This is a genomic window from Arthrobacter sp. efr-133-TYG-104, from assembly GCF_030208915.1.
GTDB lineage: Bacteria > Actinomycetota > Actinomycetes > Actinomycetales > Micrococcaceae > Arthrobacter.
Map to the genome: position 1 here is coordinate 13,805 of NZ_JARVTA010000015.1, position 25,752 is coordinate 39,556.

A 25,752-nucleotide genomic window follows, 5' to 3' on the forward strand; every position below is an offset into this window, starting at 1 on the left:
AATCCAACGTTGAAGGTGGGGCCACAAATAACCGCCACAGGTGCCCGGTGAGTCATGAAGTGGGGCCGGAAATAACCGTCCTGCCGTGGCCATATAAACCTGTCACAGCCACAGACACCTGTACCCGATCTGAGGACACTCCATGTTTAAGGGTTTCAAAGAGTTCATACTTCGCGGCAATGTCATCGAACTTGCGATTGCAGTGGTCATTGGTGGTGCATTCACCGCATTGGTTGGCGCTTTTACAACGAACATCATCAACCCGGTCATAGCCGCTGCCGGTGGAATGAAGGCTGATGGACTTGGCTTCAAGATCTGGCAGGACAACCCTGCCACGTTCGTCAACATCGGCGCCGTCCTCACCGCCGTCGTGACCTTCCTGATTACCGCCGCGGTGGTCTACTTCGTCTTCGTTGCTCCGATGAACAAAGTCAACTCCATGGTCAAAAGCCGCCTCGGAGCGGCGGAGCCGGAGGAAAAGCCTCTTCCCGCGGACACAGCCTTGTTGGCCGAGATCCGCGACCTGTTGAAGGATGCAGCCGAACCCCGGAAAGCCAGCCACGCTGCCACTCCCGTCCAAGGCCCGGGCTCCGACCACTCCCGCTAAGCCGGCCCCCGGCAACAGGGAAGGAACGCCTGGCCAGATCCACCGTCAGCTAAGCACCCGGTACTTGAGGAAAATTGCTCCGTTGCCGAACGTGCGCTCCTGAACGAGTTCCAGTCGGGTACCAAAGTCTGCGGGCAACCCCTTCTTCCCGCCACCTACGATGACCGGGACCATAACCAACTGGCATTCATCGATCAGTCCATCACGGAACGCTTGGGCTGCGAGTTCGGGGCCCCCGATGGAGATATCTGTTGCTACCGATGCCTTGAGTTTCCGGACGTCGTCAGCCCTGTACTCCCGCTCAATCCTGGTGTTGCGAGTGGACGGATCCTGCAGGGTTCGCGAGAAGACCACCTTCTCCGCCCGGCGCCAAAGCTGCGCAAAGTCATCGATGAAAGGCGGCTCGGACGAGGTATCCCACGTGTCCCAGACACTCATGACGTCGTAGAGGCGGCGTCCGAGCAAGTGGTGCCGGATATGGCGTTGGCGTTCATTGATGAAACGGTGCACTTCCTCGTCCGGAGCGCTCCAGTCGAATTTGCCGTCGCGGTCCGCGACGTAACCGTCAATGGACATGATGGCCGAGTAGATGAGTCTTCCCATGTGGCTTCAGTCCGCGTCGATCGTTTCCAGCAGCTTCCCGAGGGCTGCGCGAATATCGTCGTAATCATTTTGGCCGGCGCGACTCTCCGCGGAGATCACTGCGCAGCGGTGGATCTTCTTGAAGTCCCCGATGGGGAACTTGTAGTGCCCTTTTTGATCGTCCGGGTGGTCGTCGTCCACTCCCAGGTGCCACTTGGAGTATTCGGCATGACCGTGCTTGTCCAAGAACGAATTCTCATCCTTGGTGGACGGGGCGTGCTCGCTCCAGTCGTCGCGGGCATCCTTGACCACCTTGCCGTCGTCGATCAGCTGTTTGGCGTGTTCGAAGGCCTTCTTGTTGAGTTTCACTGTCATGGCACAACCTCGCTTGGACGTTGGTATTCGACGCGTGAGCGCCGTACCGTCCCAAGCTTAGGTTCGCGCGGACAGCCCGGGAAGACCCTCCGCAGGCAGGGTGATTCAGCCTATGACGCGAACCTGTTGGCCTATGCCGAGCTCTTTGACCACCATGCGCCGTTCTATTGGCCCTGTTTGCTTTAACCACAGGACGCCGCCGTCTACGGTCACGGTCTCAACCGATCCTTCGTCCACGAGCTGATCGTAGTGCCAAACCTGAACCACCCGGCCCGGGAGTTGCCGCCAATCGGACACGATCTTTCCCGGCATACTTTCGCCAGGACCCCGCGTGAAATCCTTCATCCCGTGATACAAAATCGACTCCTAGCCATCCGTCTGTCCGCAACCAAGGACAGCCTGGAAGGCCCGGCGGCGGATCACAGCACGCGGCTCCAACGGCCACCCCCTGCAAATGACGAGTGCCGTGGATGTTCCGTACATGACGCGGTTTGCGGTCCGGACTCGTGGCGGGCTACCGCGGGTTGCTTCCTAGAGGGCTTTGACCGCTCCGAGGACCTTGGTGAGCGATTCCTTTGCGTCCCCGAACAGCAGCGTGGTCTGGGGCTCATACAGCAATTCGTTTTCGATGCCGGCAAAGCCGGGGCGCATGGACCGTTTGAGGAACACCACCTGGCGGGCGTCCGCGACCTCAAGGATTGGCATGCCGTAGATCGGCGATCCGGAGACGGTTTTTGCCGCCGGATTGACGACGTCGTTGGCCCCGACGACCAGGGCGACGTCCGCGGTCTTAAACTCCGGGTTGATGTCACCCATTTCCTTGAGTGATTCATACGGAACATTGGCTTCAGCCAGCAGGACATTCATGTGGCCAGGCATCCGCCCCGCCACTGGGTGGATTGCAAAGTCCACCTCAATCCCCCGGCTTTCCAATGCAAGTGCCAATTCTGCCGCCGTGTGCTGCCCTTGGGCCACGGCCAACCCATACCCCGGAACAATGATGACCCGTTGCGCATATCCCAGCAGTACAGCAACGTCTTCTGCGCTGGAGGAACGGACCGGGCGATCACTCACCGCAGTGGAACCTGCCGTGGAACCGCCCTTGAATGCCCCGAACAGGATTCCCGCGACGCTGCGGCCCATCGCCGCAGCCATGGCGCGGGTGAGGATGGTTCCTGATGCTCCGACCAGTGTGCCCGCGACCACAAGGAGGACATTTCCCAGCACCAGTCCCGACGCCGCAACGGCCAGTCCGGTAAACGCGTTCAGCAAAGAAATGACGATCGGGACGTCGGCGCCGCCCACCGGGAGGACAAGGAGGACGCCTGTCCACAGTCCGAGAAGCAGAACAGCCAAGGCCAGCAGCGATGAGCCGCTGAACACGACAGAAGCACCCGCAGCCACGGCAGCGAGCAATACCGCGCCCATCAGAACGGGAAGGCCCGGAAACGTTACTGGGCGTGTAGTCATCAAACCTTGGAGTTTGGCAAAGGTCAGGCCGGAACCTGCGAAGGACACGGCGCCCACGAGCAAGGTAAACACCACCGCCAGCCGAATCCAAGGATCGTCGTGATGGGGAAGCTCGAGCAGAGCCACAAGGGCTGCAGCTCCACCGCCTACCCCGTTGAACAAGGCGACGAGCTGCGGCATTTGGGTCATCTGAACCCGCCTGGCCACCGGGGCCGCAACTCCGGCTCCCACGGCCATTGCGGCAATAATCCAGGGGATGTTCTCCATCCTCGCTGAAACAAACACCGTCACCACGGCCAGGAACGCACCCAAGGCGCCGATGAGGTTGCCACGACGAGCTGTTCGGGGCGAGTTCAGTCCCTTCAGTGCGACGATGAAGCACGCCGCAGCGACGAGGTAAAGAAGCGCCGTCCAGGTGGGGCTGAGTAGCGTCACGGGCGCCACTCCTTGCCCCGGTTTTCGGCGCTTGATCCGGCAGACGACGGCGGGCGGCCCCTTCCGCGGAACATCTCGAGCATGCGGTCGGTCACCACGAAGCCACCCACGAGGTTCGCCGTTGCCAGCACCACCGCCACCAAAGCCACCACCAGCACCGGGGGTTCTATGGCCTGGCCGGCCACGATGATAGCGCCCACCAGAATGATGCCGTGGATGGCGTTGGCGCCGGACATCAAGGGTGTGTGCAGCGTGCTGGACACTTTGGAAACTACCTCGAAGCCGACGAACACCGCGAGCACGGTGATGGTCAACAAGCTCATGCCGTCCATCAGCCCACCTTGCTGTCGGGGTCGCCGAGGGTAAGCAACGCCGCCCGGGTGGGTTCGTGCCGCACCTCGCCGTCGTACGTTAGGCAGGTACCCGCCACCACTTCGTCACCGAAGTCCGGGGCGACAACTCCGTCCTTGGTGATCAACGCGACAAGGTTGGCAACGTTCTTGGCGTATAGCCGCGAGGCGTCTGCAGGCATGGCCGACGCAGCGTCCCTCATCCCCACCAGCGTGACCGCGCCGCAGCCATCCGCGGTAGTAATGGAAATAACCTCGCCCGGGATGCTCCCTTCAACATTCCCTCCGGATTCTGCCGCGAGATCCACCACCACCGACCCCGGGCGCATGCCCTGCACCATCTCACGGCTCACCAGGAGCGGGGCCCGCCTTCCCGGGACCGCGGCGGTGGTGATCAGGACGTCCGACTGGGCTACATGCGGAGCCAAGAGTGCCCGCTGGAGGGCTCCACGATCTGCGCTCAGTTCACGCGCGTATCCGCCCGAAGCCTCCGCTGTCTCCAGGTTCAGGTTGATGAAGGTTCCGCCCATGGAAGCTACCTCGTCTGCAGATGAAGGCCGGATGTCATTTGCCGACACCCTGGCCCCGAGCCTCTTGGCCGTGCCAATCGCCTGCAGGCCGGCAACTCCCACGCCCAGAACCAACACGCGGGCCGGCGGAATGGTGCCGGCAGCTGTCATGTACAGCGGGAAGAACCTCGGCAAGCGTGTTGCGGCCTCCAGTACACAGCGATAGCCCGCAACTAAGGCTTGGGAGGTCAGGGCATCCATTGACTGCGCACGCGAGATGCGCGGAACCAGTTCCAGAGCAAACGCGGTCACCCCGCTGCGGGCGAGGGCACGGACAGTGGGCAATTCCGACGACGGCGATCCGAGGCCCACGGTGACGGCGCCCCTGCGAAGAGCCGCCGCCGTCGAAGGTTTCATGGGACGTACGTGGCAATAGAGGTCGAGCGTCCCGAGGTCCAGGGCTTGCACCACCGAAGCGCCGGATTTCCGGTAATCGCTGTCGCTGTGGCCCGCGGCAAGGCCTGCGCCGGACTCGATTTCGACTGCCAATCCCAACTCCGTCAGTTGCTTGACCGTCTCCGGCGTCGCCGCGACGCGACGCTCGCCGTCGAGCGCTTCACGTGCTACGCCTGCCTTCACCCGCCACCCCTCTTCCGCAACCCGAACCAGTTGGCATGAGTCTATGACTGCGGGGAGCGGGAGGGGAGTAGGGGGCTGCGCTATGTGCACAAGTCAACTAGGGTCAGTTGAAGCTGGAGGCAACCAGCCGCCACACCGTCGACGAGCCGGTTCCGGCCGTGCCGTCGGGAAGGAACGCCCCCGTGGAAACGTTCAAGATCGGCTATTTCGTCGGAAGTTTGTCCAGCACATCCATCAACCGCGTCCTGTCGCGGGCCCTCATCAGCGTGTCCCCGCCCGAGTTGGAGTTCCACGAGATCGCCATCAAGGATCTCCCTCTTTACAGCTCCGACTACGACGGCGACTTTCCCCAAGTGGGGAAAGACCTGAAGGATGCCATCGCAGCGTCCGACGGTATCTTGTTCATCTCGCCCGAATACAACCGTTCCATCCCGGGCGCGTTGAAGAATGCCATCGATTGGGGCTCCCGTCCTTGGGGCACCAATTCATTCGCCCGCAAACCTACCGGGATCATCGGCGCATCGCCTGGCGGCATTGGCACGGCGGTCATGCAGTCGTCCATGCGAAGCGTTTTGAGCTTCCTCGACGCACCGCAGCTGAATGCCCCCGAGGCGTACATCCGCTTTGTCGCGGATGCCTACGACGACGACGGTTCAGTAAAGGACGAGGCCACCGCAGGTCTGCTGCGCCACTTCATGGAGGAATATAGCGCCTTTGTGCAGCGGGTCCTCGCCGCCAACGCTCCGGGCCATATCGGTGACCCGGAACCGGACACTGACAAGCTGAATCGTTAGTTTTCTCCGCAATTCATGGTTTAGTCAGTATGCTTACTAATATAAATGATGCTCGGCCACACCCTCACCAAGGAGAAACGATGCTTCATAGACTAGCCATGACCACCCTGGCATTGGCCCTGTTCTCCGGGTCGATGGCCGCTACGGCTGTTGCGGCCGCCGCCGCCGTCTCGACTCAGGGCCATGTCACCGCCGCCAGCGCAACGCCCAGCAGCTCCCCTACGGCGACGACCGGCGCATCCGACTCAGACGCGCCCAGCCCGTCCACCGGCGGAAGCACCGGACCCAACAATCCGGGCACGGGAGAGACCGGCCAGCAACAACAACAACGGACCGACGTGGTGCCGTGGATTCTGGCTATCGCGGCAGCCATCATCATCATCGGCATCATCATCTGGACGGTGCGGAACCGGCGCCCCAAGGATAAAGGACTGACGGATCGCCGCCGCTAAGCGCTGGGTTGTCCCTTGGTCAGCCGCCCAATGATGCTGGATTCCAACTGCTCGAGCAGGTGCCGCGGGTTGTCATAGACCTCTGCGGCACCTGCATCGCGCAGCTCCGCCTCACTGATTCCACCGCACAGCAAGCCGATCACGGGCACCCCGATTGCGGCGCCGGCCCTCACGTCCCACACCGCGTCCCCAACGAAAACGACATCTTCGGGGCTGAGCTCCAGCTTTTCCAGGCACGCCAGGAGAATGTCCGGCTCAGGCTTGCTTTCCTTGGCATCGTTGGAACTGGTCCAAGCATCGATGGCAGCTCCGTCGCCGTCGGAGGATCCGCCGCCGTCGGAGGATTCGCCGTCGAGAAGCTGCCTGCTGACCTCAAGGTCGCGTTCCTGGGCAGAGGATGCCAAGCCCACAGCCAAGCCGGACTCCGAGATCGCGGACAACAGCTCCCTGGCAGCATCGAAAGTCCGCAACGCGGGCCAAAAGGTCGAGAACACAGCGCCGTGTGCTGACTTCAAGTCTTCCTGCATATCCTCGGAGCAACCCGGAACCAGGGCTTGGATCAGCTTGTCCCCGCCCATTCCCACGCAGCGATGGATGGCGGACATCTGGACGTCCAAGCCCTCCCGGCGGAAGGCTTGCCACCAAGCCATTGCGTGGAAGTAACTGGAGTCGATCAGCGTTCCATCCACATCGAAGAGGACGCCGCGCCGTTTTCCTGCGGTTGGGGTTGCCTTGCCGGACTTTGATTCTGCCATTCCTAGCCCACCTCCACGCGTGCGCGCGGGGCCTGCCCCGCCAGAGCCGAGTCAATCTCAGGCTCCTCCAGCATGAGCACCGCATACCGTTCCGATGACGCCCTGCTGAGCAGTCCCGTCCCGGCCACCTCCCGGATGGCTTCGACTCCCCTGGCGGCCTCATCCACCGATGCATATCGCTTCGAAAGCCCCATCAAGGTGTCCTCAGCATCCACCATGAGAATCCTGTAACCCCCGTCAGGGGTATCGACCAATTCCAAATGTCCAGCCACCCAAACCTCCTCGCCTTTGATGACAATCTGCATAGTAAGACTACTTAGTATAACCCGAACGACGGCGGCCTACCGCCTGCATTGGGCTCCGGGAGCCGAGGGAAATAACTGCGCGACGGACGGTGTTGGCAGGATCATGACAACAATTGGAATTATCGGGGCAGGACACATTGGCAGCCAGGTGGCCCGCAAGGCCGTGGAACTCGGCTACGACGTCGTCATCAGCAACTCACGGGGACCGGAAACCCTCAGCGACCTGGTAGGAGAACTAGGGCCTCGCGCCCGGGCCGCAACGGCCGCGGAGGCCGCAGCGGCCGGTGATTTCGCCGTCGTGACCGTTCCACTGAAGAACTATGGAAGCGTTCCGGTGGGACCCCTTGAGGGCAAGATCGTGGTGGATACCAACAACTACTACTGGGAGCGCGACGGCCGTATCCCGGAGTTGGACAACGGCGAAGCAACTACCTCGGGACTGCTCCAGAAGCACCTTCCGGCATCCAAGGTTGCCAAGGGCTTCAACCACATCTATGCCAAGGACATCACCACCGACGGCACGCCGGCCGGAACGCCGAATCGTCGTGCCTTGGCTACGGCCAGCGACTTCACGGAGGCCGCGGAACTGGTCACCAAGCTTTATGACGAATTCGGCTTCGACACAGTCAACATCGGCCCCCTCGAGGACAGTTGGAGGGTTGAGCGCGACCGCCCCGCCTATGTGATCCGCCAAAATGCCGATGAACTGCGTGAGAACCTCGCCAAGGCGACGCGAACCGTCTAAATTTTCGGGACAAAAACGTGTCATGAATAGGGCCGTTTGTGCACTTTATGGGTGACTGCTTCCCTGGGCGTTCGGCGCATCGGGCGCCCGGGAAGCAGTCGCCCCCTGCCAGTTCGGCAAGCGCCGGATTCGGCAAGTGCCCTATTCGACCAGCGCCCTATTCGAGGAGTCCCGTGTCCACCAAGATCTCGAACTGGCCCGCGGGGACTCCTATGTGGGTGGATCTGGGAGTTCAGGACCTCGAAGCGGCAAAGGGCTTCTACGCAGACCTCTTCGGATGGCAGTTCCTGCCCGGCGGTCAATTCCGGGAGTTCGGGGGCGGTACTGCGGTCGAGGACTATCTCCTGGCACATCTCGGCGGCCGCGCAGTGGCGGGGATAGGCCTCCAGCAGGACCATGCGGGCTGGACAACATTCCTCGCCACCGACGATGCCGGCGTCACGGCAAGGAAGATCGAGGCCGCCGGCGGACGGGTAACGGCACACCCACGCCACGCGGCCAATTCGGCCCGGACAGCACTGGCCAAAGACACCGCCGGGGCGGCGTTCGGAGTTTGGCAAGCAGGAACGCATATCGGGGCAGAACGCGTCAACGAGCACGGTTCGTTGTGCTGGAACGAACTCCGAACCCCGAACTATCCCGCAGCGCGCTCCTTCTACGCGGAGGTGTTCGGCCATAGCTACCAGGAAATCCCTGCGGAGGACCGCCTCTATGCCACCATCCGCAGGCCCCATGACGGCAATGAGGTGGCCGGCTTGCACTGCGTGTCGCCCCTGGACCCAGCCCGCGGGCACTGGCTTACTTGGTTCGCCAGCGACGACGTTGAGGCCACGGTCCGCATCGCTGCGGAACGTGGTTCCAGGCTGCTGGAACCCCTTACGGAAGGGCCGCTGGGCCATACGGCGATAGTCCAAGCTCCCCAGGGCGAAGTATTCGGTGTTACCGACGCTCCACGCACCAGCGGGTTTTTCAGGCAACCACCGGATCAAGAGCTTCGGTGATGACGTTATGGGCGTGGGCGGCGGCCAAGGGAGCTGCCAGGCGATGCACTCCCAGGAAGATCCTGCGGACTGACGGGCCGTGCCATTCCGGCGGAAGGTAGTCGGTGGGCAGGTTTGGGTCGCGATACGGGAACCGGCGCCACATGGTCAACATAGGGATGTAGTACCGGAACGCGTCCCGTCGCAGCTCCTCCGTGGAGGCCGCCAAGGCAGCCTCCGGATCATCGCCCACCCGTTGTACCCACTGTTGCTCCGCGCCCTCGTACAGCGCAAGGAACTCGGTGAACTGCTCATCGAGTTCCTTGAGATCCCACCACTCTGAAATTTTGGGCCGCATGGGCCCGTCAAAGACGTAATCACTGCGGAACAGGTCCACGAACTCGATGAGCCCGCTGGCCGTCAGCCGTTCCCGGGCCTGCTCCAGCTTGTGCGCCGGCGCGATCCATACACCGTTGGCTACGGAGCCGAATCCGAGTCCGGCCAAAGCTGAACGCAACTGATGCCTACGGTTACGCATCGATTCCGGCACCGAAAAAACGGCCAGGACCCACGTGTCCACAGGGGCTGGTGGCTCTGGTGCGAAAATCCTCCGGTCCCCTTCACGGAATACATCGCTCACGGACTCCGCGATCTTGTACTTGGCGATCCCGTCCTCGCGCACGCTCTTCAAGACGCCCTTGGACTTCAGCCGGGACACCGAGGACCTCACTCCTGGCGCGTCATAACCCAGTGAGCCCAGCATCGCGATCAACGCCGAGACCGGCAACGCATCGCCCGCATTCCTGCCATAAAGACCAAAAATGGTGACGAGCAACTGCTGGTGGCGTACCGGGGGTGCCGGGACGGGGAACATTGAAAGGTCCTCTCTTCCGCGCCTCCAGTTCAGGCGCCAGTCCAGTTCATCATAGGGGTGCCGACCGCCATCGCCCGGGCGAAGCCTAGCCGTATGTTGATAAGCATGCTTACTATAGATAGGCACTGCTTTGAGGCCGATAGGGCCGAAGAGTCCTCACCGTATCGACGATAGGAAGCACATCATGGCAGGAAATCTCATAGCTCGTTCCGTTCACGACCTCACGGCGGCAGCGTGGTTCGGTGGCTCCTTGATGGGCGCCATTGGTTTGAATGGTGCAGCGGCGGAAGCCAAGGACCCTGCCGAGCGGACCCGCCTGTCCAGCAAGGGCTGGGGCAAATGGGCGCCAATCCAAACGGCCGCTTTTGCCGGGCACTTGGTGGCAGATCTCGCCATCGCCTGGGAAAACAAGGGCAGGATCGCCAAGCAGGACAACGTGGCGGCCAACACGGTTTACAAGACGGCGGTGACCTTGGCTGGTGCTGCCGTCACCCTCTACGCAGGGATCGTCGGAAAGAAAGTGGACGCCCTCGCTGACCAAGGAGCCGAAGGTGCCACCGAGCCTCGGGCGGGCGCGTCGGACGAGCTTAAGTCAGCCCAATCCCAGCTGAAAGCGTTGCAGTGGGCCATTCCTGCCTTCGCCGCCTGGGTGATCATTCTCGGCGCAAAACACGGCGAGATGCAGCGACCCAAGAACATCGTCAAGGGCCTGCGCTAACGGGGCGCTAAGAACCGTTCTGGCGGCGCGCGAACGTCAGGTGGACCACGCCGCTTGGTGACGGCGCGGCCTCGATGTCGAAGCGTTTCTCAAGTCCTTCGAGGTTGTCCCAGAGCCGCTCACCCCGGCCCAAGAGGATGGGAACAACGGCTATGTGCATCTGATCGATGAGGTCGGCCTCCAGGAACTCGCGCACTGTGGCGACGCCGCCGCCGATCCGCACATCGAGGCCGCCGGCCAGGGCGCGTGCTTGTTCAAGTGCTTCGGCGGGCTTGGCATCCACGAAATGGAAGGTGGTTCCGCCTTCCATGGTCAGCGCCGGACGCGGGTGATGCGTTAGGACGATCACCGGTGTGTGGAACGGCGGGTTCTCGCCCCACCACCCCTGCCATTCCTCGTCGGCCCACGGGCCGCGCTGAGGCCCGAACTTGTTGCGGCCCATAATTTCGACGCCGATTCCGGCAGCCCAGCGGCTGGCAAAGGTCTCATCGACTCCGTTGGTGCCGCCAACCCCACCATTGAGGCCCATTTGCGTAAAGGTGCGCGTCGGAAAGGCCCACTGAACCAAGCGCTGACCGGCATGCCCGAACGGGGTCTCCAAATCCTGCCCCTCTCCAGTGCCGAAGCCGTCGAGCGAAACAGAGAAGTTGTGAACGCGAACCAGCGACATCGGGCTCCTTGATGGTGCGGTGAAGATTGACGGGCGAAACGAAAATGACGGGCGAAACACGCTCAGCCTGAACCGTTTGCAGTACGCATTCGCTGCGCCGACGGTAGCGCACGCGCGCGGCAAACTGCAAGCACTTGAGGGGTCTGGCGGTTGGCACGCGCAGCCCTGGCAAAATGGTGCTGCCAGGGCTGCGCGGACCCTGCCCGTGCCCGCGCTACTTCACCAGGACCGACGTCGAGGCCCGCTCGGGCGTCCAGCGAAGATGTGCCGTGGCCTCTTCGACGTCGGTTTCCTTGAGCAGCGACAAACGAGGACGCACGGCATCGGTGCGCGAGCTGGGCGGCTTCCGCCGGCCAGCGCGGAACTGCGGAATCCACTGAACCCCGGGGCCGTGGTACTCCTGCTCAGCAGCAGCGTGCAAGGTCCACTGCGGATCGTAGAGGTGCGTACGGCCCAGGGCGATGAGGTCGGCACGGCCCGCGAGGAGGATGGAGTTCACGTCGTCGTAACTGGAGATGGCGCCGACGGCGATCACGGCCACGCCCGCAGGGGCGGCAACTTCCTGCCGGATGCGGTCGGCGAACGGCGTCTGGTAGCTGCGTCCGTAAGCCGGTTTCTCTTCCTTGGCCACCTGGCCGGTGGAAACGTCCAGGCCGGCAGCGCCGTGTTCTACAAACGCCTTCGCGATGGCGACTGAATCATCGGACGTGTTGCCGCCCTCGATCCAGTCCGTCGCGGAGATGCGCACCGTCAGAGGCTTGTTCGCGGGCCAAGCCGCGCGAACGGCGTCGAACACTTCCAACGGGAACCGCAGCCGGTTCTCAAGGCTGCCACCGTATTCGTCAGTCCGCTTGTTGGACACCGGCGAAAGGAACGAGGACAGCAGGTAGCCGTGGGCGGCGTGGATTTCGAGAAGGTCGAATCCCGCCTGCCCGGCGCGAACGGTTGCGGCGACGAATTCGGCCTTGATGGCGTCCATGCCTGCACGGTCCAGCTCCACCGGCGTCTGGTTTCCGGGGCCGTACGGCAGGGCAGAGGGTGCGACGGCGGTCCAGTTGCCGGACTCGAGGGGCTGGTCGATGCCTTCCCACATGAGCTTGGTGGAGCCCTTGCGTCCGGAGTGGCCCAGCTGCGCCCCGATCTTTGCGGTGGAACGGCTGTGGACGAAGTCCACGATCTCCTTCCAGCTATCGCGCTGGGCATCCGTGTACAGCCCGCTGCAACCGGGGGTGATGCGCCCGGCTTCGGAAACACAGACCATCTCGGTCATGACCAAGCCCGCGCCGCCCAAGGCCTTGGAACCCAGGTGGACCTTGTGGAAGTCGCCCGGAATTCCGTCAACGGCGGAGTACATGTCCATCGGAGAGACCACAATACGGTTCTTCAGTTCCAGCCCGCCGATGCGGAACGGCTGGAACATGGCCGGCGCGACGTCGGACAGGCCTTGGGACTCGGCGAAATCGCGATCCACAGCCTCCGCGAACTCGGGGTCGCGGAGGCGCAGGTTCTCCTGCGTGATGCGGCGGCTGCGGGTGAGCAGGTTGAACGCGAACTGCGTGGGATCCTGGTCCTTGTACTGGCCGATGCGCTCGAACCACTCAAGCGAGGCCTGCGCGGCGCGCTGCGTGGAAGCAACCACGGGCCGACGCTCGGTTTCGTAGGCTTCCAGCGCGGCCTGCACCGTGGGGTGCTCGTGCAGGCAGGCAGCCAAAGCCAACGAGTCCTCCATGGCGAGCTTGGTGCCCGAGCCGATGGAGAAGTGTGCGGTGTGGGCAGCGTCGCCCAACAACACAACGTTGCCCTTGCGCCAGCTCTCGTTGCGGACCGTGGTGAAGTTGATCCACTTGGAGTTGTTGGTCAGGACTTCGTAACCGTCCAGTTCTTCCGCGAAGATCCCGCGGATTTTGGCGATCGACTTCTCGTCCGAGACACCCGGAGGGAACACCTCGTTGGCCGTCTCGTCGAAGCCCGCAGCATGCCACACGTCCTGATGCATTTCCACGATGAACGTGGAGCCCTCGTCCGAGTAAGGGTAACCGTGGATCTGCATGACGCCCCACTCGGTTTCCTTCACGAAGAACTTGAATGCCTCGAAGACCTGATTTGTACCGAGCCACATGAACTTGTTGCTACGCGGGTCCAAGGTGGGGCGGAAAGCGTCCGCATACTTGGCACGGATCTGCGAGTTGATCCCGTCGGCGGCGAGCACCAGATCATAGTTCGCTTCGAGTTCTTCGATCGCTGGTGCCAGGGTGCTGAATCGCACGTCGACACCCAGTTCGATGCACCGGTGCTGCAGCAACTCCAGCAGTTCCTTCCGGCTCATCGCCGCAAAACCTTGGCCGCCAACGGTGATCGTCTCGTCCCGGAAGTGGATGTCGATGTCGGACCAGCGGGCAAAGCGACGGCTCATGTACTCAGCCACCACGGGATCGGCGTTGCCGATGCCTCCCAGCGTCTCATCGGAAAATACGACGCCGAAGCCAAAGGTGTCGCTGGCAGCGTTCCGTTCCCACAAGGTGATGTCGTGCGAGGCATCCAGCTGCTTCATCAAAGCTGCGAAGTACAGGCCGCCGGGGCCACCTCCAACGATTGCAATTTTCATGGTGTTGCTCCTTCTCAGGCCTGGCTCTGGCCGGCGGGGGTAAGTTGTTCGGTCTCGCTCGCGTTCCCTGCTGCGTCTTCTGTGAGCTTTCTGTCGCGGAGCTTGAAGTGCTGGAGTTTGCCGCTGGGGTTCCGCGGCAGCTCAGCCACGAAGCGGACCTCGCGGGGGTACTTGTACGGGGCGATGGTCTGCTTCACGAAGTCCTGGATTTCCTTGCGCTTTGCGGCATCGCCAGTGACGCCTTCGCGCAGGACGACGAAGGCGCACACGATGCTGCCGCGTTCCTCATCAGGGATTCCAATGACCGCGTTTTCCATCACGTCGGGGTGCTGGTCGATAGCGGCCTCGACCTCGGGCGCGCCGATGTTGTACCCGGAAGAGACGATCATGTTGTCCGAGCGCGCCTGGTACGTGAAGTACCCGTCTGTGTCCATGGAGAATGTGTCGCCCGTGACGTTCCAACCGCGGACAACGTAGTTCGCCTGGCGGGGGTCATCAAGGTAACGGCATCCGGTGGGGCCAATGACAGCAAGCCGGCCCATGGCGCCGGGGCCGAGTTCGTTGCCATCGTTATCCAATATGGTGGCCCGGAAGCCCGGAACCGCCCGTCCTGTGGTTCCCGGTCGGATATCGTCCCCGGCAGCGGAGATGAAGACGTGCAACATCTCCGTTGCACCGATGCCGTTGACCAACCGCAGGCCTGTGGCCTCGTGCACGGCCTCCCACGTTTCCTTGGAGAGGTGTTCTCCCGCAGAGACGGCGATGCGAAGTCCCCGCAGAAGGTCCCCGCGCTTCTCCTTGAGGATCGCGCGGTATGCCGTGGGTGCGGTGAAAAGGATGGTTGCCCCGGCCTTGGAGGCGTGCTCGGCCAATTCCACCGGTCCGGCCTTCTCGGTCAACAACGACGACGCCCCAAACCTCAGCGGGAACACCACCAAGCCGCCCAGCCCGAACGTGAACGCAAGCGGAGGCGAGCCGGCAAAGACATCGTCAGCGGTGGGCTGCAGGATGTAGCGGGCGAAGGTGTCGGCGTTGGCCAGGATGTCCCGGTGGAAATGCATGGTTACCTTGGGCACGCCGGTGGTGCCCGACGTCGGACCCAACAGGGCAACGTCGTCAGCGGAGGTGTCCACTGCTGTGAACTTCCCACTCTTGTGGCCGCAGCGCGAGACGAGGTCGCCGTCGTCGTCGAATCCGTTGCCGGCTCCGTACGTCAGGACGGTGACCTCATCCCCAGCAGCTACCGCGAGCTCGTCCAGGAAACGGTGATCCGAGATCGCAACCACGGGTTTGGTGAGCTGGATCAGCGTGGACACCTCGGCGGAGCGCAGCATGGGCATGGTGGTGACCACCACGGCACCGGCTTTCAGAACGCCAAGCCAAGCAGCCACGATCCACGGATTGTTGGGGCCGCGGAGAAGGACCCGGTTACCCGGAACCACGCCCAGATCCTCTGTGAGAACCTGGGCCACTTGGTTGGAACGCTGCTGCAGCTGACCATAGGTCCAGACCGCGCCGTCCGGGGTCCACAGGGCCGGCCGGTCTGCGCCGTACTGTTCCACAGCGTCGTCGATCAGCACGGCAGCAGCGTTGAGCCGTTCCGGATAGCGGAGTTCAGGGAGGGTAAATTCAAGCGCCGGCCAGGTATCGGCGGGTGGCAAGTGGTCGCGGGTAAACGTGTCCACATGGGCCGATGGCATCATGCTCATGGCCGTCCTTTCAGTGGTGCGTCGTTGTAGCTGGTGGTGGGATCGGGAGGCTCAGGCTCCGGCCCGGATCATGCCCTCTTGGGCGACCGTGGCGAGGAGCCTTCCGTGCCGGTCAAAGAAACGCCCCATCGCAAGGCCCCTGTTGCTTTGGCCGGAAATTGCTTCCTGCGCGTACAGCACCCACTCATCCGCCCGGCCGTCCCGGTGGAACCACATGGAGTGGTCGAGGCTCGCGGTTGCGAGGCCCGGGCTGGACCAGTTCAGGCCGTTCACCCGAAGCAAGGGCTCCAGAATCGTGTAGTCGCAAACGTACGCGAGCGCAGCACGGTGGAGGTCGGCGTCGTCGGGAAGTTCATCGAATGCCTTGACCCAGATGGCCTGCTGAGGCATCGAACCGCCCTCCAGCTCGACATATACCGGTCCGGGTATATGCCTCATGTCGAAACTTCGGCCCGAAGCCCAGTACTCCGCGGCTTTGCTGTCCACGCCAGCCAGCGCTTCCGCTGCCGTGCGCAATGATTCAGGCTCGACGGCGGCAGGAGCTTCTGGCTGGAAGTCCGGACCCTGTTCAGGAACCTGGAACGACCCCATCGCGGCATATACGGGTTTTCCGTTTTGGAAGCCTCGGACCGTGCGGGTGGAATAGCCACGGCCGTCGCGGAGGCGCTCCACTTCGTAACGGACACTGGAACCGATATCCACGGGTCGCATGAAATAGCTGTGCATGGAGTGGAGCTGCCGGTCGGATTCCACGGACCGCATCATCGCGGCCGCAGCCTGGGCCACCATGTCCCCACCGTAGGCTTTTGGCCACGGCACGTACTGCGTGGTTGCCTCATATGCTTCGTCGAAGACCTGGGGCTCGGTCGCGGTGAGTTCAACCGCTTTGAGGAATGTCTCCGACGTCAGGGTTCCGGTGATCATGGCTCAGGCCCGGCGGTAGTCGGCGAGGGTCTCGTCAGGGACGTCGTCAAGGTTGACCACGAGGTTCTCGGGCGTGCGCGCAGTGAGCCACACAAGGTCCTCGGTGACGGACATGTTGGCTTCTACGTGCGGCATGAACGGCGGGACGAATACCCAGTCGCCGGTCTTCATGTCGAGGAACTCCGAGTAGTTCTCACCGAAGTAGATCCGGCCGTGGCCACGGAGCACGTAGCCGCCGGTTTCGGCTTCGCCGTGGTGGTGCGGCAGTGAACGGTAGCCGGGGGTGTTGGACACCTGGCCAAACCAGATCTTGGTTGCCGGGGTGTGTTGGATGCTGACACCGGAGACACGGATGCAGTCGCCGGACTGGGCGGTGTTGGTGTCTTCCTCGCCGGCGCGGGTGACGACGGGAACTACCGTGCCGTCGGCCTGCGCGTAGATGGAGTTGTCGCCTTCGAGGCGGTAATCCGTGGTGGTCTGGCTCATGGAGGTTCTCCTTTGTTGAGGCGGGGTTAGGCGTTTGCAGTGACGGTGGAGTGGATCCGGACCCGGTTTTCGAGGCGGCCGATCCCGTCGATTTCAGTGGCGAGCACGTCGCCGTCGTTAAGGAAACGCGGCGGGGTCATTCCCATGCCCACTCCCCCGGGCGTTCCGGTGAGGACGAGGTCGCCGGGGCGCAGGACGGTGAACTGTGAGATGTAGGACAGGAGCCGTGCCGGGCCGAACACCAGGGTGCTGGTGTTCCCCTGCTGGACGAGCTCACCGTTGACGTAGCCCCGGACGTCGAAGCTGTTGCCGCCGTCGTCGGCCGTCACCATCACGGGACCCACGGGAGTTGTGCGGTCCCACGCTTTTCCTTGGAACCACTGCAGCGTCCGGTTCTGCCAGTCGCGCATGGAGACATCGTTGGCAACGGTGTACCCGGCTATCCCGGCACGTGCTTGGTCCTCATCCGCGTGGAACAGTTCAGAACCGACGACGACGGCGAGCTCGGCTTCCCAGTCGACGCGGACGCTACCGCGGACCTCGATGGCGTCGTTGGCCCCGAGCAGGGTGTCGGCGTACTTGGCAAACAGCGTCGGGAACTCGGGGAGCTCCCGGCCCATCTCTTGGATGTGGTCGCCATAGTTCAGCCCACAGCAAATCACCTTGCCGGCCCGCGGCAGCAGGGGCGCGTAGTCAGCCTCGGCCTCCGCAATCAAAGTCACGGGCCGCGCGTCCTGCGCCGCCGTTTCCTGCACTCCGGTTTCCTGCACTCCGGTTTCCTGCACAATGCTCCGCCAGTCGGGCCGGGCGAGGAGTGCGCCCACGTCGGCAGCCGGGAGCGCCAGGTAAGAGCCGTCGCTCGTGGCGAGTGCCGCCGTCGTACCTCCATTGGCGGTGCGCAAAGTGGCAAGTTTCATTCTGCAGGTGCTCCTTCAGGGTTTTTATGATGTGTCGACTTTTTTACGATCGTCACATATGCTCAAGGTAGCACGGCGGAAATGATCTGCACAGAGGCTTTTTCAAAGTTTTGCAGTTGCCACATCCAGGAGGAACAGCATGAGCCACCAGACCATCAACCCGGAATCGCTGCCCAAGCCCTCTGGCTTCGCGCATGGCATCCTGGCCGGCAACACGGTCTTCCTCGGCGGGCAGACGGCCTTGGACAAGGACATGAATATCGTCCCCGGTGGCATCGTGGAGCAGTTCACCCAGGCGTTCACCAACGTGCTCACTACCTTGCGTGAAGCGGGCGGACAGCCCGAGGACCTCGTGAACGTGACCATCTATCTGACAGACGTGGACGATTACATGGCCAACGGCCGCGAAATCGGGCGCATCTGGCGCGAAATGGCTGGCTCCCAATACCCCGCAATGGCCGGGATTGGAGTCACGCGCCTGTGGCAGAAAGAGGCCCTGATCGAAATCCAGGGCATCGCGGTGATCCCCGAACGCGAGTAGGTCTGGCCCTCGTCGGAGCTGTGGCGGAGGATGTCCCTATGGGAACCGTCACCGAATACCTGTCGAGCGTCAGCGCAGCGAACCGCGGGCCGCTGGAGCGGATTGTTGACCTGGCTCGTGAACTCGCGCCCGACGCCGTCGAAGGCACCAGTTACGGAATGCCCGCCCTGCTGATCGACGGCAAGGGCTTCGTCAGCGTTATCGAGACCAAGAAGCATCTGGCGTTATACCCCTACAGTGGGCAGATCCTGCCCACCATGTCCGAGGAACTCGGAGGCTATTCGTGGTCGCCGGGGACGTTGCGGTTTTCCGTGGACAACCCGGTGCCCGACTCGCTGATCCGCCGGATCCTGGAAACGCGGCTGGCGGCGATCCGGAAGTAGTTTCAGTGCTTCGCGGAGACGTCCTCGGAGATCGCTTTGGCGGTGGCCACGACGTCGAGCCGCACCGACTCGAGGTACTTTGCCGGGTCAGGCTGCGCCGCTACGGCCTGCGCCTGCAAGGAGACATTGATGGCGGCAACGTTGTCGCCATTATTGTGGTTCCACACCGGCGCTGCGATGGACATGAGCCCGATTTCCAGCTCCTGGTCCAGCAAGCACCAGCCTTGTGCACGGACATGTTCGACGGCGGCCCTCAAGTCGGGCGCGCTGGCAACGGTCCGGGGCGTGATCGGGGTGAGTTCCGCCGTCGAAAGATACGCCTCGAACTTGGCTTGCGGCAATCCGGCGAGCAGGACGCGACCCATGGAGGTGGCATAAGCGGGGAAACGGGTGCCCACGGTGATGCCGACGTTCATGATGCGGCGTGTGGCAACGCGGGCAACGTAAAAGATGTCCGGGCCGTCCAGGACAGCAGCCGACGTCGACTCCCCCAACTTATGGCTGAGCTGTTCCAGGTGCGGCTGGACCAACTGCGGCAGGGACAAAGCCGACAGGTACGAGTACCCCAATTGGAGCACCTTGGCCGTGAGAGCAAAGGTTTTGCCGTCCGTACGGACATAGCCGAGTTCAACCAGCGTGTGCAGGAACCTCCGGGCGGTTGCGCGCGTCAGCTCGGTTCGGGCCGCGACTTCGCTGAGGGTCATGACCGGGTTGTTCGCATCGAAGGCCCGGATCACGGCGAGCCCCCGGGCCAGCGACTGGACGTACTGGTCGCTGGCCTGTGGGGTTACTGCCGAATCGCTCATGGTTACCAATCCTAAGTGCGTTCACGCACGGGACTTGCGGGGCCTACTCTGCACACGCACGGGACTTGCGGGGCCTACTCTGCAGGCTCCACACCCGAAATTCCCTGCAAAGCGGGCCCCATAACGCACGGGGGCCAACTTGCGGGGCCTACTCTGCAGGCTTCAGGGACAACGGGACGAGTTTCTGGAGCTCCTCGAACGTGCAACCGAACGTCTCCCGGACGGTGACGCCGTCCGGGCCGATGAGGAACACAGCCTTGTCCGTGTACACGCGGGTGACGCAACCGACGCCGGTGAGCGGGTAGGTGCACTGCTCCACCAGCTTGGACACGCCCTCGCGGGTCAGGAGCGTCATCATCACGAACACGTCCTTGGCGCCGGTGGCCAGGTCCATGGCACCTCCGACGGCGGGAATCGCGTCGGGCGCGCCGGTGTGCCAGTTGGCGAGGTCACCGCTCGCGGATACTTGGAACGCGCCCAGGACACAGATGTCCAGGTGCCCGCCCCGCATGATCGCAAAGGAGTCGGCGTGGTGGAAGTAGGACGCTCCAGGCAACTCGGTGACGGGGATTTTGCCGGCGTTGATTAAGTCACCGTCGACGTCGTCCCCCACCGCAGCAGGGCCCATGCCGAGCATGCCGTTCTCGGTGTGGAGCGTGATGTTTTGTTCTTCGGTGAGGTAGTTGGACACCAACGTCGGTTGACCGATGCCCAGGTTCACGAACGAACCCGGCACGATGTCCCGGGCCACGAGCTGGGCAAGCTCATCGCGGCCCAAAGGCTTCTCGAAGGTTTGGATGCTTGTCTGGGTGCTCATGATCAGGCCACCTGTTCTGTGTCGGTGGCCGCCGAGTTCGAACCAGCAGGATCCACCCGGACCACGCTGTTGACGTAAATCCCCGGCGTCACCACGTTCTCCGGATCCAAGGCACCCGTGGGTACGATCTCCGAGACCTGGACGATGGTGTGCTTCGCGGCGGCGGCCATGATGGGTCCGAAGTTCCGCGCGGTCTTGCGGTACACGAGGTTGCCCTTGCCGTCCGCTTTCAATGCCTTAATGAGGGCGACGTCGGCGTGGATGGGGGTCTCGAACACCTGCCACTTCCCATCCAGCAGCCGCGTTTCCTTGCCTTCAGCCAGCGTGGTGCCGTACCCGGTGGGTGTGAAGAACCCGCCGATTCCGGCACCGGCGGCGCGGATGCGCTCAGCCAGGTTCCCTTGCGGAACCAGCTCCAGCTCAATCTCCCCAGCGCGGAACTGGGCATCGAAATGCCAGGAATCCGACTGCCGCGGGAAGGAACAGATCATCTTCCGGACCCGGCCCTCCTTGATCAGCAACGCCAAGCCCTGATCGCCCTGTCCGGCGTTGTTATTGACCACGGTGAGGTCCTTCGCGCCACAATCCATCAGCGCGTCGATCAACTCGAACGGCTGCCCGGCGTTACCGAACCCGCCGATCATCACGGTGGAACCGTCTTGGATACCAGCGACAGCCTCGCCAACAGTGTCGATGAAATTCAGCACTTCCCTAAGCCCCTCTCACTGAAGCAGTAACGTTTTCCAGCACCACGGCCAGCCCCTGCCCCACCCCGATGCAGATCGCCGCGACGCCCCACCGGTGACCAGAGAGCTGCAAGGAACGGGCCAGTGTGCCGAGGATGCGCGTACCGGAGGCCCCGAGGGGGTGGCCCATCGCCAACGCGCCACCGTGCTGGTTCACGATCGACGGATCGATTCCCCATGCATCCACGCAAGCCAACGACTGCGCGGCAAATGCCTCGTTAAGTTCGACGGCGCCTACCTGGTCCCAGCCGATGCCCGCCTTTGCGAGGGCCTTGTTCGCGGCCTCCACCGGGGCGAATCCGAAGAACTGGGGGTCGTTGCCATGTGCACCACGGCCAGCGATGCGGGCCAATGGCTCCAAGCCCAAAATGCCCGAAGCTGCCTCCGAACCGATCCACGCCGCAGATGCACCGTCGGACAAAGGCGAGGCATTCCCGGCGGTGACCGTTCCGCCGTCGGGCCCGTCAGACTCGGGACGGAACACCGTCTTCAAACCGGCAAGCTTCTCAGCCGACGAACCGGCACGGATGCCCTCGTCCCGGACCAGGTCGGTGCCCGGAACCGGTGTGACCAACGAATCGTAGAACCCTTCGTTCCAAGCTGCGTCCGCCAGGTTGTGTGAATCCGCAGCGAACTGATCCTGCCGTTCACGGGTGATCCCGTACTTTTCGCGCAAGCGTTCGGTAGCCTCGCCCAAGGAGATGGTCCAGTCCTTGTTCATGGCAGGGTTCACCAACCGCCACCCCAACGTGGTGGATGCCAACGTCATGTCTCCGGACGGGTAGGGCTTGGACGTCTTCGGCAGCACCCACGGCGCGCGGGACATCGACTCGGTCCCGCCCACCAACACAACATCGGCGTCGCCAACGTTGATCTGGCGGGACGCGATCATCGCTGCGTCCAATGACGAACCACAGAGCCGGTTGACCGTGGTGCCGGGGATCGACGTCGGCAAGCCGGCCAGCAAGGATGCCATCCGGGCGACGTTACGGTTTTCCTCGCCGGCGCCGTTGGCATTGCCGAACACCACCTCATCGATGCGCTCGACATCAAGGCCCGGTGCACGCTTTACGGATTCGCGGACCACGTGGGCAGCAAGGTCGTCAGGACGGACGCCAGCAAGGCCGGAGCCGAACTTACCAAAGGGCGTGCGCACGGCGTCGTACACAAATGCCTGGTTCATGGGTTTCTCTCTCAATCTCCCCAACTAGGGGACAGTTAGCGTCGCTATGAGGCTTCAGTGGGACGTGAGCTGTCCCCTAGTTGGGTTAGCGGGGTCAGTTGGTGGGGGAGGCGTCGATGTTCGCGAATACCTTTTGGGCGATCTTGAACGCCGAGTTGGCCGACGGGACGCCGCAATAGATGGCGGACTGCAGCAGGATTTCCTTGATGTCGTCCCTGCTCAGGCCGTTGTTGAGGGCAGCCCGGACGTGCATGGCGAGCTCCTCCCAGTGGCCGTGGGCCACGAGCGCCGTGAGGGTAATGGCGGAACGCATCTGCCGGCTGAGGCCCGGACGCGTCCAGATGCCACCCCAGGCGATCCTCGTGATCATGTCCTGATAGTCCTCGGTAAAGGAATCCTTGCCGGCGTTCGCACGGTCTACATGCGCGCTGCCCAGGACTTCGCGGCGGACTGCCATGCCGGCGTCGTAAATGTCCTGTGCGGTGGCTTCAGGCTGGACGGCACCATTCCGTTCGGCGCCATCAGAAACAGTACTCACAGTCCGTTCTCCTTCATGAAAGTGCGCATCAGTCCTGCCACGACGGCAGGTGCCTCGGCAGGCGCGAGGTGACCGACGCCGTCGAGCGTTTCTGTAACGGCCGTACCGCCCCCGGCCCGAATGGCTTCGACAGTCTCTTCGGCCAACGACGGCGGAGCCACCTCATCCTCGACGCCGGCAATTACCTGCGTGGGGACGGTGATGCTGCCCAGTTGCTCGCGGACATCGAACGCGGCGAGGGCTTCGCAGCAGAACGAGTAGCTGAAGCGGTCGGCGTCCCGGAGCGCGTGCAGGAGGCGGCTGCTGATCTCCGGCTGGCGGTCCATGAAACCGGCGCCGAACCAGCGCTTCGCCGAGCCTTGGATCATCACCGCTGTGCCCAGCTTGCGGACGGTTGCTGCCCGTTCCAGCCACCCTTCAGGGGTGCCGAGCTTGGGACCGCTGCACTGGACGGACAGGCTGCGGAGCCGGTCCGCGTGCTTGATGCCGAGTTGCAGGCCGGTGGCGCCCCCCAGCGAGACACCGGCGTAATGGAACCGCGCCGCTATCTTCCCTGGCGGGACCACAGAGTCAACAAGATCGACGACGGCGTCCGCCAACTCCGCGACGTCGAAACCTTCCGTGGCGGCGGGCGAGATGCCGTGGCCGGGGAGGTCCCAGCCGATGACGTCGTACTCGTCGCCAAGGAGGGCCGCGGTTGCAGACCACAGAATGGTGGAGGTACCCAGTGATGGGCCCACCACCAGGAGCGGCTTGTTTCCCAGTTCGTGCTGCGGGGAAAGCAGCACGGCCTTGACGGTTGGCTTAGCCACGGGTGGCTCCCTTCGTTGAGGACCCGGCAAAGTCGGGGTACGCGGCGAGGATCCGCTGGCTGATCTCCGCAGCCTCACCCAGGTAGTTCGCCGGGTCCAGCAATGCTTCAAGATCGGAATCGGACAGCTTCTCCGCGGGGACAGCTTCGCGCAGCAGTTTCCGGTAGGTGGCTGCCTCCTCCCCCGCAGGCACTGTGAGCGTTTCATCGACGACGCCCTGCAGCTTTTGCTTACCGTCCTCACCGAGGAGGGGCGCGACGGCGGCCATCACCCCTTCGCTGAGGAGCAGCGGACCCGAAATGTCCAGGTTCCGGCGCATGGCCTCAGGAAATACCCGCAGGCCTTCGGTCAGTTCGCGGAGGTGTCCCGCGGCCCCCAAAGCGAGTGCCAACAACTGACGCAACGCGGGCCATTCAGCGTGCCAAGCGCCATCGGGCCGCTCATCGTTGAAAGTTGCAGCAGCCAGGTGCAGCTGCGATGCAAGGCCCGGAACCTGCAAGGCTGCGCTGCGGATCAGCACGGACAGCACGGGGTTCTGCTTTTGCGGCATGGCCGAGGAAACACCGCGTCCAACAGCCAATGGTTCACCGAGTTCGCCGACTTCCGGGCGGCTTAGGAAGAGCACGTCCGCGGCGATCTTGCCGAAGGAATCCACGAGCGCCGCAAGCCCGTCGCCGAGGGCAGTGACGGCGAGTCGGTTGGTGTGCCAAGGAGCCGTGGCGGGTGCCAGTCCGAGCTTCCCGGCCAACGAATCCGCCAGCCTGAAGGGAGTCTCTGGAGAGCCCGCTGTCAGCCGTGCGCCGGAGGCCAGGGTTCCGCCTGCCCCGCCGAACTGGACAGGCAACTCCAAGGACGCCAAGCGCTGGGAGGAAGCCGCCACACCGTGGAACCACTGTGCAGCCCTGAGCCCGAACGTGTACGGGAGTGCATGCTGCGTCAGGCTTCTGCCCACGCACAGCGTGTCCGAGTGTTCGGCCGCCAAGCCGGCGAGCGCCGTCGTCGTGCCCTTTACCTCAAGCAGCAACGCCGACAAGGTGCGGCTGGCGAGCAGCATGAGCGCGGAGTCGAGGACGTCTTGGCTGGTGAGGGAGGAGTGAACGGCGGACGCCGCGCCGATACCCGCGGAGTCCAGGGACTTGACGCGGGCGCGGAGGTCACTGAGCAGCGGGATGACCGGGTTGCCGCCCCCTTGGGCTCGTTCGGCAACGGAGGCGACGTCGTAGTGTTCGGGAGATGCGGCTTGGGCCACCAAAGCGGCGGATCCGGCAGCCACAAGGTCCGCTTCCTCGAGCACGGCAGCCCAAGAGGCTTCGACGTCGAGGATTGTCGCCACCACTGCACGGTCGCCCGTCAGCGCCGCCACAGCGGGCGACGCCGAAACAGGGCTCAGGAGGCCGAAGTCGCCGTCGGTCATGCGCTTGCCGAATCCCCAGTGGCCGAGTCCTCAGTGGCCAAGTCCAGCGAACCGTCCTGTTGGAAATCCAGGAACACGGTCTCGTCGCCGCCCTGCAAACGGATGTCCCATGTGAGTCCGCCGTCGGGATCGCGGCGGGCGATGAGCGTCTTGCGGCGCTCGGGGTCCAAGGAGCTCAGCAGCGGATCATTGGCCAGTGCTTCTTCATTTTCCGGCAGGTACACCCGGGTGAAGAGGCGGTTCATGAGGCCGCGGGCGAACACGGCCACGGAAATGAACGCGGCAGCACCGGGTTTCACCGGGCCGGGATTGACCGTAGTGAAGGTGTACATGCCGGAATTTCCGACGGCGTCGCGGCCCCATCCCGTGAAGGTGTAGCCGTCGCGGACCAAAGAGCCGGTGCGCTGGATGATGTTGCCGTCGGAGTCGGGCTGCCAGATTTCGAGGATGGCGTCCGGGATGGCGTTGCCGGCGCCGTCGTACACAGTGCCTTGAAGGCGGATGCTGCCGGGGCTGCCTGGAGCCAGGAGTTCGTTGTCCTTGTTAAAGGGGAGGGCATAGCCGTAGAAGGGGCCAACGGTCTGACCCGGTGTGGGTGCCAGCTTGCTCAT

Annotated in this window: 31 protein-coding genes; 8 read left to right on the forward strand and 23 right to left on the reverse strand. The window is 63.3% G+C overall.

Features of this window, described 5'->3' with window-relative positions; all coding sequences use genetic code 11:
- The first annotated feature begins 142 nt into the window (after positions 1-142).
- Positions 143-607 (forward strand): large conductance mechanosensitive channel protein MscL, encoded by a 465-nt coding sequence (gene mscL / locus QRN04_RS11865; protein WP_284976240.1) that lies wholly within the window; start codon positions 143-145, stop codon positions 605-607.
- Positions 608-652: 45 nt separating this feature from the next.
- Here the strand turns inward: mscL and QRN04_RS11870 are convergent, their stop codons facing one another.
- From QRN04_RS11870 to QRN04_RS11895, 6 genes are all read right to left on the reverse strand, one after another.
- On the reverse strand, positions 653-1,210 hold the full coding sequence (locus QRN04_RS11870; protein ID WP_284976241.1) for a dihydrofolate reductase family protein: 558 nt from the start codon (positions 1,208-1,210) through the stop codon (positions 653-655).
- A 6-nt stretch (positions 1,211-1,216) separates the two neighbouring features.
- Positions 1,217-1,564 carry a hypothetical protein gene (locus QRN04_RS11875; protein WP_284976242.1) on the reverse strand — a complete coding sequence of 116 codons (348 nt, stop codon included), beginning with the start codon at positions 1,562-1,564 and terminating at the stop codon, positions 1,217-1,219.
- Positions 1,565-1,669: 105 nt separating this feature from the next.
- Positions 1,670-1,909, reverse strand: a complete 240-nt coding sequence (locus tag QRN04_RS11880; RefSeq protein WP_284976243.1) for a hypothetical protein — start codon at positions 1,907-1,909, stop codon at positions 1,670-1,672.
- Between the two features lie 186 nt (positions 1,910-2,095).
- A complete protein-coding gene (locus tag QRN04_RS11885; protein WP_284976244.1) occupies positions 2,096-3,469 on the reverse strand; it encodes an NAD(P)(+) transhydrogenase (Re/Si-specific) subunit beta in 1,374 nt (457 codons plus the stop codon).
- Positions 3,466-3,801, reverse strand: coding sequence for an NAD(P) transhydrogenase subunit alpha part 2 (locus QRN04_RS11890; RefSeq protein WP_284976245.1), 336 nt, complete (start codon positions 3,799-3,801; stop codon positions 3,466-3,468). Before QRN04_RS11890 ends, QRN04_RS11885 begins: the two co-directional genes overlap by 4 nt.
- On the reverse strand, positions 3,801-4,967 hold the full coding sequence (locus QRN04_RS11895; RefSeq protein ID WP_284976246.1) for a Re/Si-specific NAD(P)(+) transhydrogenase subunit alpha: 1,167 nt from the start codon (positions 4,965-4,967) through the stop codon (positions 3,801-3,803). The genes QRN04_RS11890 and QRN04_RS11895 overlap by 1 nt, the downstream gene beginning before the upstream one ends.
- A 182-nt stretch (positions 4,968-5,149) precedes the next feature.
- Here QRN04_RS11895 and QRN04_RS11900 point away from each other — a divergent pair, with 182 nt between their 5' ends.
- Entirely contained in the window at positions 5,150-5,761 is a 612-nt protein-coding gene (locus QRN04_RS11900) for an NADPH-dependent FMN reductase (RefSeq protein WP_284976247.1), read from the forward strand.
- A gap of 80 nt (positions 5,762-5,841) precedes the next feature.
- Positions 5,842-6,213, forward strand: a complete 372-nt coding sequence (locus QRN04_RS11905; protein ID WP_284976248.1) for a hypothetical protein — start codon at positions 5,842-5,844, stop codon at positions 6,211-6,213.
- Here the strand turns inward: QRN04_RS11905 and QRN04_RS11910 are convergent.
- Both QRN04_RS11910 and QRN04_RS11915 read right to left on the reverse strand, forming a co-directional pair.
- The gene (locus QRN04_RS11910; protein WP_284976249.1) at positions 6,210-6,968 is read right to left on the reverse strand and encodes an HAD family hydrolase; all 759 of its coding nucleotides are present in this window, start codon (positions 6,966-6,968) and stop codon (positions 6,210-6,212) included. The two genes, QRN04_RS11905 and QRN04_RS11910, sit on opposite strands and share 4 nt — an antisense overlap.
- A gap of 2 nt (positions 6,969-6,970) precedes the next feature.
- The gene (locus QRN04_RS11915; protein ID WP_284976250.1) at positions 6,971-7,273 is read right to left on the reverse strand and encodes a hypothetical protein; all 303 of its coding nucleotides are present in this window, start codon (positions 7,271-7,273) and stop codon (positions 6,971-6,973) included.
- Between the two features lie 103 nt (positions 7,274-7,376).
- On the opposite strand from QRN04_RS11915, the gene QRN04_RS11920 reads away from it, so the two are divergent.
- Together QRN04_RS11920 and QRN04_RS11925 are read left to right on the forward strand one after the other, a co-directional pair.
- Positions 7,377-8,018 (forward strand): NADPH-dependent F420 reductase, encoded by a 642-nt coding sequence (locus QRN04_RS11920; RefSeq protein ID WP_284976251.1) that lies wholly within the window; start codon positions 7,377-7,379, stop codon positions 8,016-8,018.
- Positions 8,019-8,191: 173 nt separating this feature from the next.
- Positions 8,192-9,019, forward strand: a complete 828-nt coding sequence (locus QRN04_RS11925; RefSeq protein WP_284976252.1) for a VOC family protein — start codon at positions 8,192-8,194, stop codon at positions 9,017-9,019.
- Here QRN04_RS11925 and QRN04_RS11930 read toward each other — a convergent pair.
- Positions 8,988-9,872, reverse strand: a complete 885-nt coding sequence (locus QRN04_RS11930; RefSeq protein ID WP_284976253.1) for a PaaX family transcriptional regulator — start codon at positions 9,870-9,872, stop codon at positions 8,988-8,990. The genes QRN04_RS11925 and QRN04_RS11930 overlap by 32 nt on opposite strands.
- A gap of 184 nt (positions 9,873-10,056) precedes the next feature.
- Between QRN04_RS11930 and QRN04_RS11935 the strand changes: the two genes are divergently transcribed.
- Positions 10,057-10,590 carry an ABC transporter permease family protein gene (locus QRN04_RS11935; protein ID WP_284976254.1) on the forward strand — a complete coding sequence of 178 codons (534 nt, stop codon included), beginning with the start codon at positions 10,057-10,059 and terminating at the stop codon, positions 10,588-10,590.
- 7 nt (positions 10,591-10,597) lie between these two features.
- Here the strand turns inward: QRN04_RS11935 and QRN04_RS11940 are convergent, their stop codons facing one another.
- The 6 genes from QRN04_RS11940 to QRN04_RS11965 all read right to left on the reverse strand — a co-directional run bounded on the left by QRN04_RS11940 (position 10,598) and on the right by QRN04_RS11965 (position 17,901).
- Positions 10,598-11,260, reverse strand: coding sequence for a dihydrofolate reductase family protein (locus QRN04_RS11940; RefSeq protein ID WP_284976255.1), 663 nt, complete (start codon positions 11,258-11,260; stop codon positions 10,598-10,600).
- A gap of 214 nt (positions 11,261-11,474) precedes the next feature.
- Complete coding sequence (locus QRN04_RS11945) at positions 11,475-13,865, reverse strand: bifunctional salicylyl-CoA 5-hydroxylase/oxidoreductase (RefSeq protein WP_284976256.1); 2,391 nt, start codon at positions 13,863-13,865, stop codon at positions 11,475-11,477.
- Between the two features lie 14 nt (positions 13,866-13,879).
- Positions 13,880-15,574 carry an AMP-binding protein gene (locus QRN04_RS11950; RefSeq protein WP_284976257.1) on the reverse strand — a complete coding sequence of 565 codons (1,695 nt, stop codon included), beginning with the start codon at positions 15,572-15,574 and terminating at the stop codon, positions 13,880-13,882.
- A gap of 51 nt (positions 15,575-15,625) precedes the next feature.
- Entirely contained in the window at positions 15,626-16,498 is an 873-nt protein-coding gene (locus QRN04_RS11955) for an acyl-CoA thioesterase (protein ID WP_284976258.1), read from the reverse strand.
- Between the two features lie 3 nt (positions 16,499-16,501).
- The gene (locus QRN04_RS11960) at positions 16,502-16,984 is read right to left on the reverse strand and encodes a cupin domain-containing protein (protein WP_284976259.1); all 483 of its coding nucleotides are present in this window, start codon (positions 16,982-16,984) and stop codon (positions 16,502-16,504) included.
- Positions 16,985-17,010: 26 nt separating this feature from the next.
- On the reverse strand, positions 17,011-17,901 hold the full coding sequence (locus tag QRN04_RS11965) for a fumarylacetoacetate hydrolase family protein (protein ID WP_284976260.1): 891 nt from the start codon (positions 17,899-17,901) through the stop codon (positions 17,011-17,013).
- 139 nt (positions 17,902-18,040) lie between these two features.
- Here QRN04_RS11965 and QRN04_RS11970 point away from each other — a divergent pair, with 139 nt between their 5' ends.
- Positions 18,041-18,442, forward strand: a complete 402-nt coding sequence (locus tag QRN04_RS11970; protein WP_284976261.1) for a RidA family protein — start codon at positions 18,041-18,043, stop codon at positions 18,440-18,442.
- A 38-nt stretch (positions 18,443-18,480) separates the two neighbouring features.
- Positions 18,481-18,825 carry an iron chaperone gene (locus tag QRN04_RS11975; protein ID WP_284976262.1) on the forward strand — a complete coding sequence of 115 codons (345 nt, stop codon included), beginning with the start codon at positions 18,481-18,483 and terminating at the stop codon, positions 18,823-18,825.
- Between the two features lie 2 nt (positions 18,826-18,827).
- Here the strand turns inward: QRN04_RS11975 and QRN04_RS11980 are convergent, their stop codons facing one another.
- From QRN04_RS11980 to pcaG, 8 genes are all read right to left on the reverse strand, one after another.
- The gene (locus tag QRN04_RS11980; protein ID WP_284976263.1) at positions 18,828-19,631 is read right to left on the reverse strand and encodes an IclR family transcriptional regulator domain-containing protein; all 804 of its coding nucleotides are present in this window, start codon (positions 19,629-19,631) and stop codon (positions 18,828-18,830) included.
- A 148-nt stretch (positions 19,632-19,779) separates the two neighbouring features.
- Positions 19,780-20,448 carry a 3-oxoacid CoA-transferase subunit B gene (locus tag QRN04_RS11985; protein WP_284976264.1) on the reverse strand — a complete coding sequence of 223 codons (669 nt, stop codon included), beginning with the start codon at positions 20,446-20,448 and terminating at the stop codon, positions 19,780-19,782.
- Positions 20,449-20,450: 2 nt separating this feature from the next.
- Positions 20,451-21,155 carry a 3-oxoacid CoA-transferase subunit A gene (locus QRN04_RS11990; RefSeq protein ID WP_284976265.1) on the reverse strand — a complete coding sequence of 235 codons (705 nt, stop codon included), beginning with the start codon at positions 21,153-21,155 and terminating at the stop codon, positions 20,451-20,453.
- A gap of 4 nt (positions 21,156-21,159) precedes the next feature.
- The gene (locus QRN04_RS11995) at positions 21,160-22,377 is read right to left on the reverse strand and encodes a thiolase family protein (protein ID WP_284976266.1); all 1,218 of its coding nucleotides are present in this window, start codon (positions 22,375-22,377) and stop codon (positions 21,160-21,162) included.
- A 94-nt stretch (positions 22,378-22,471) separates the two neighbouring features.
- A complete protein-coding gene (gene pcaC / locus QRN04_RS12000) occupies positions 22,472-22,915 on the reverse strand; it encodes a 4-carboxymuconolactone decarboxylase (RefSeq protein ID WP_284976267.1) in 444 nt (147 codons plus the stop codon).
- Complete coding sequence (locus tag QRN04_RS12005; protein WP_284976268.1) at positions 22,912-23,727, reverse strand: alpha/beta fold hydrolase; 816 nt, start codon at positions 23,725-23,727, stop codon at positions 22,912-22,914. The genes pcaC and QRN04_RS12005 overlap by 4 nt, the downstream gene beginning before the upstream one ends.
- A complete protein-coding gene (locus QRN04_RS12010; protein ID WP_284976269.1) occupies positions 23,720-25,141 on the reverse strand; it encodes a lyase family protein in 1,422 nt (473 codons plus the stop codon). The genes QRN04_RS12005 and QRN04_RS12010 overlap by 8 nt, the downstream gene beginning before the upstream one ends.
- Positions 25,138-25,752: a protocatechuate 3,4-dioxygenase subunit alpha gene (gene pcaG, locus QRN04_RS12015; protein ID WP_284976270.1), complete on the reverse strand. Its 615-nt coding sequence runs from the start codon at positions 25,750-25,752 to the stop codon at positions 25,138-25,140. Before pcaG ends, QRN04_RS12010 begins: the two co-directional genes overlap by 4 nt.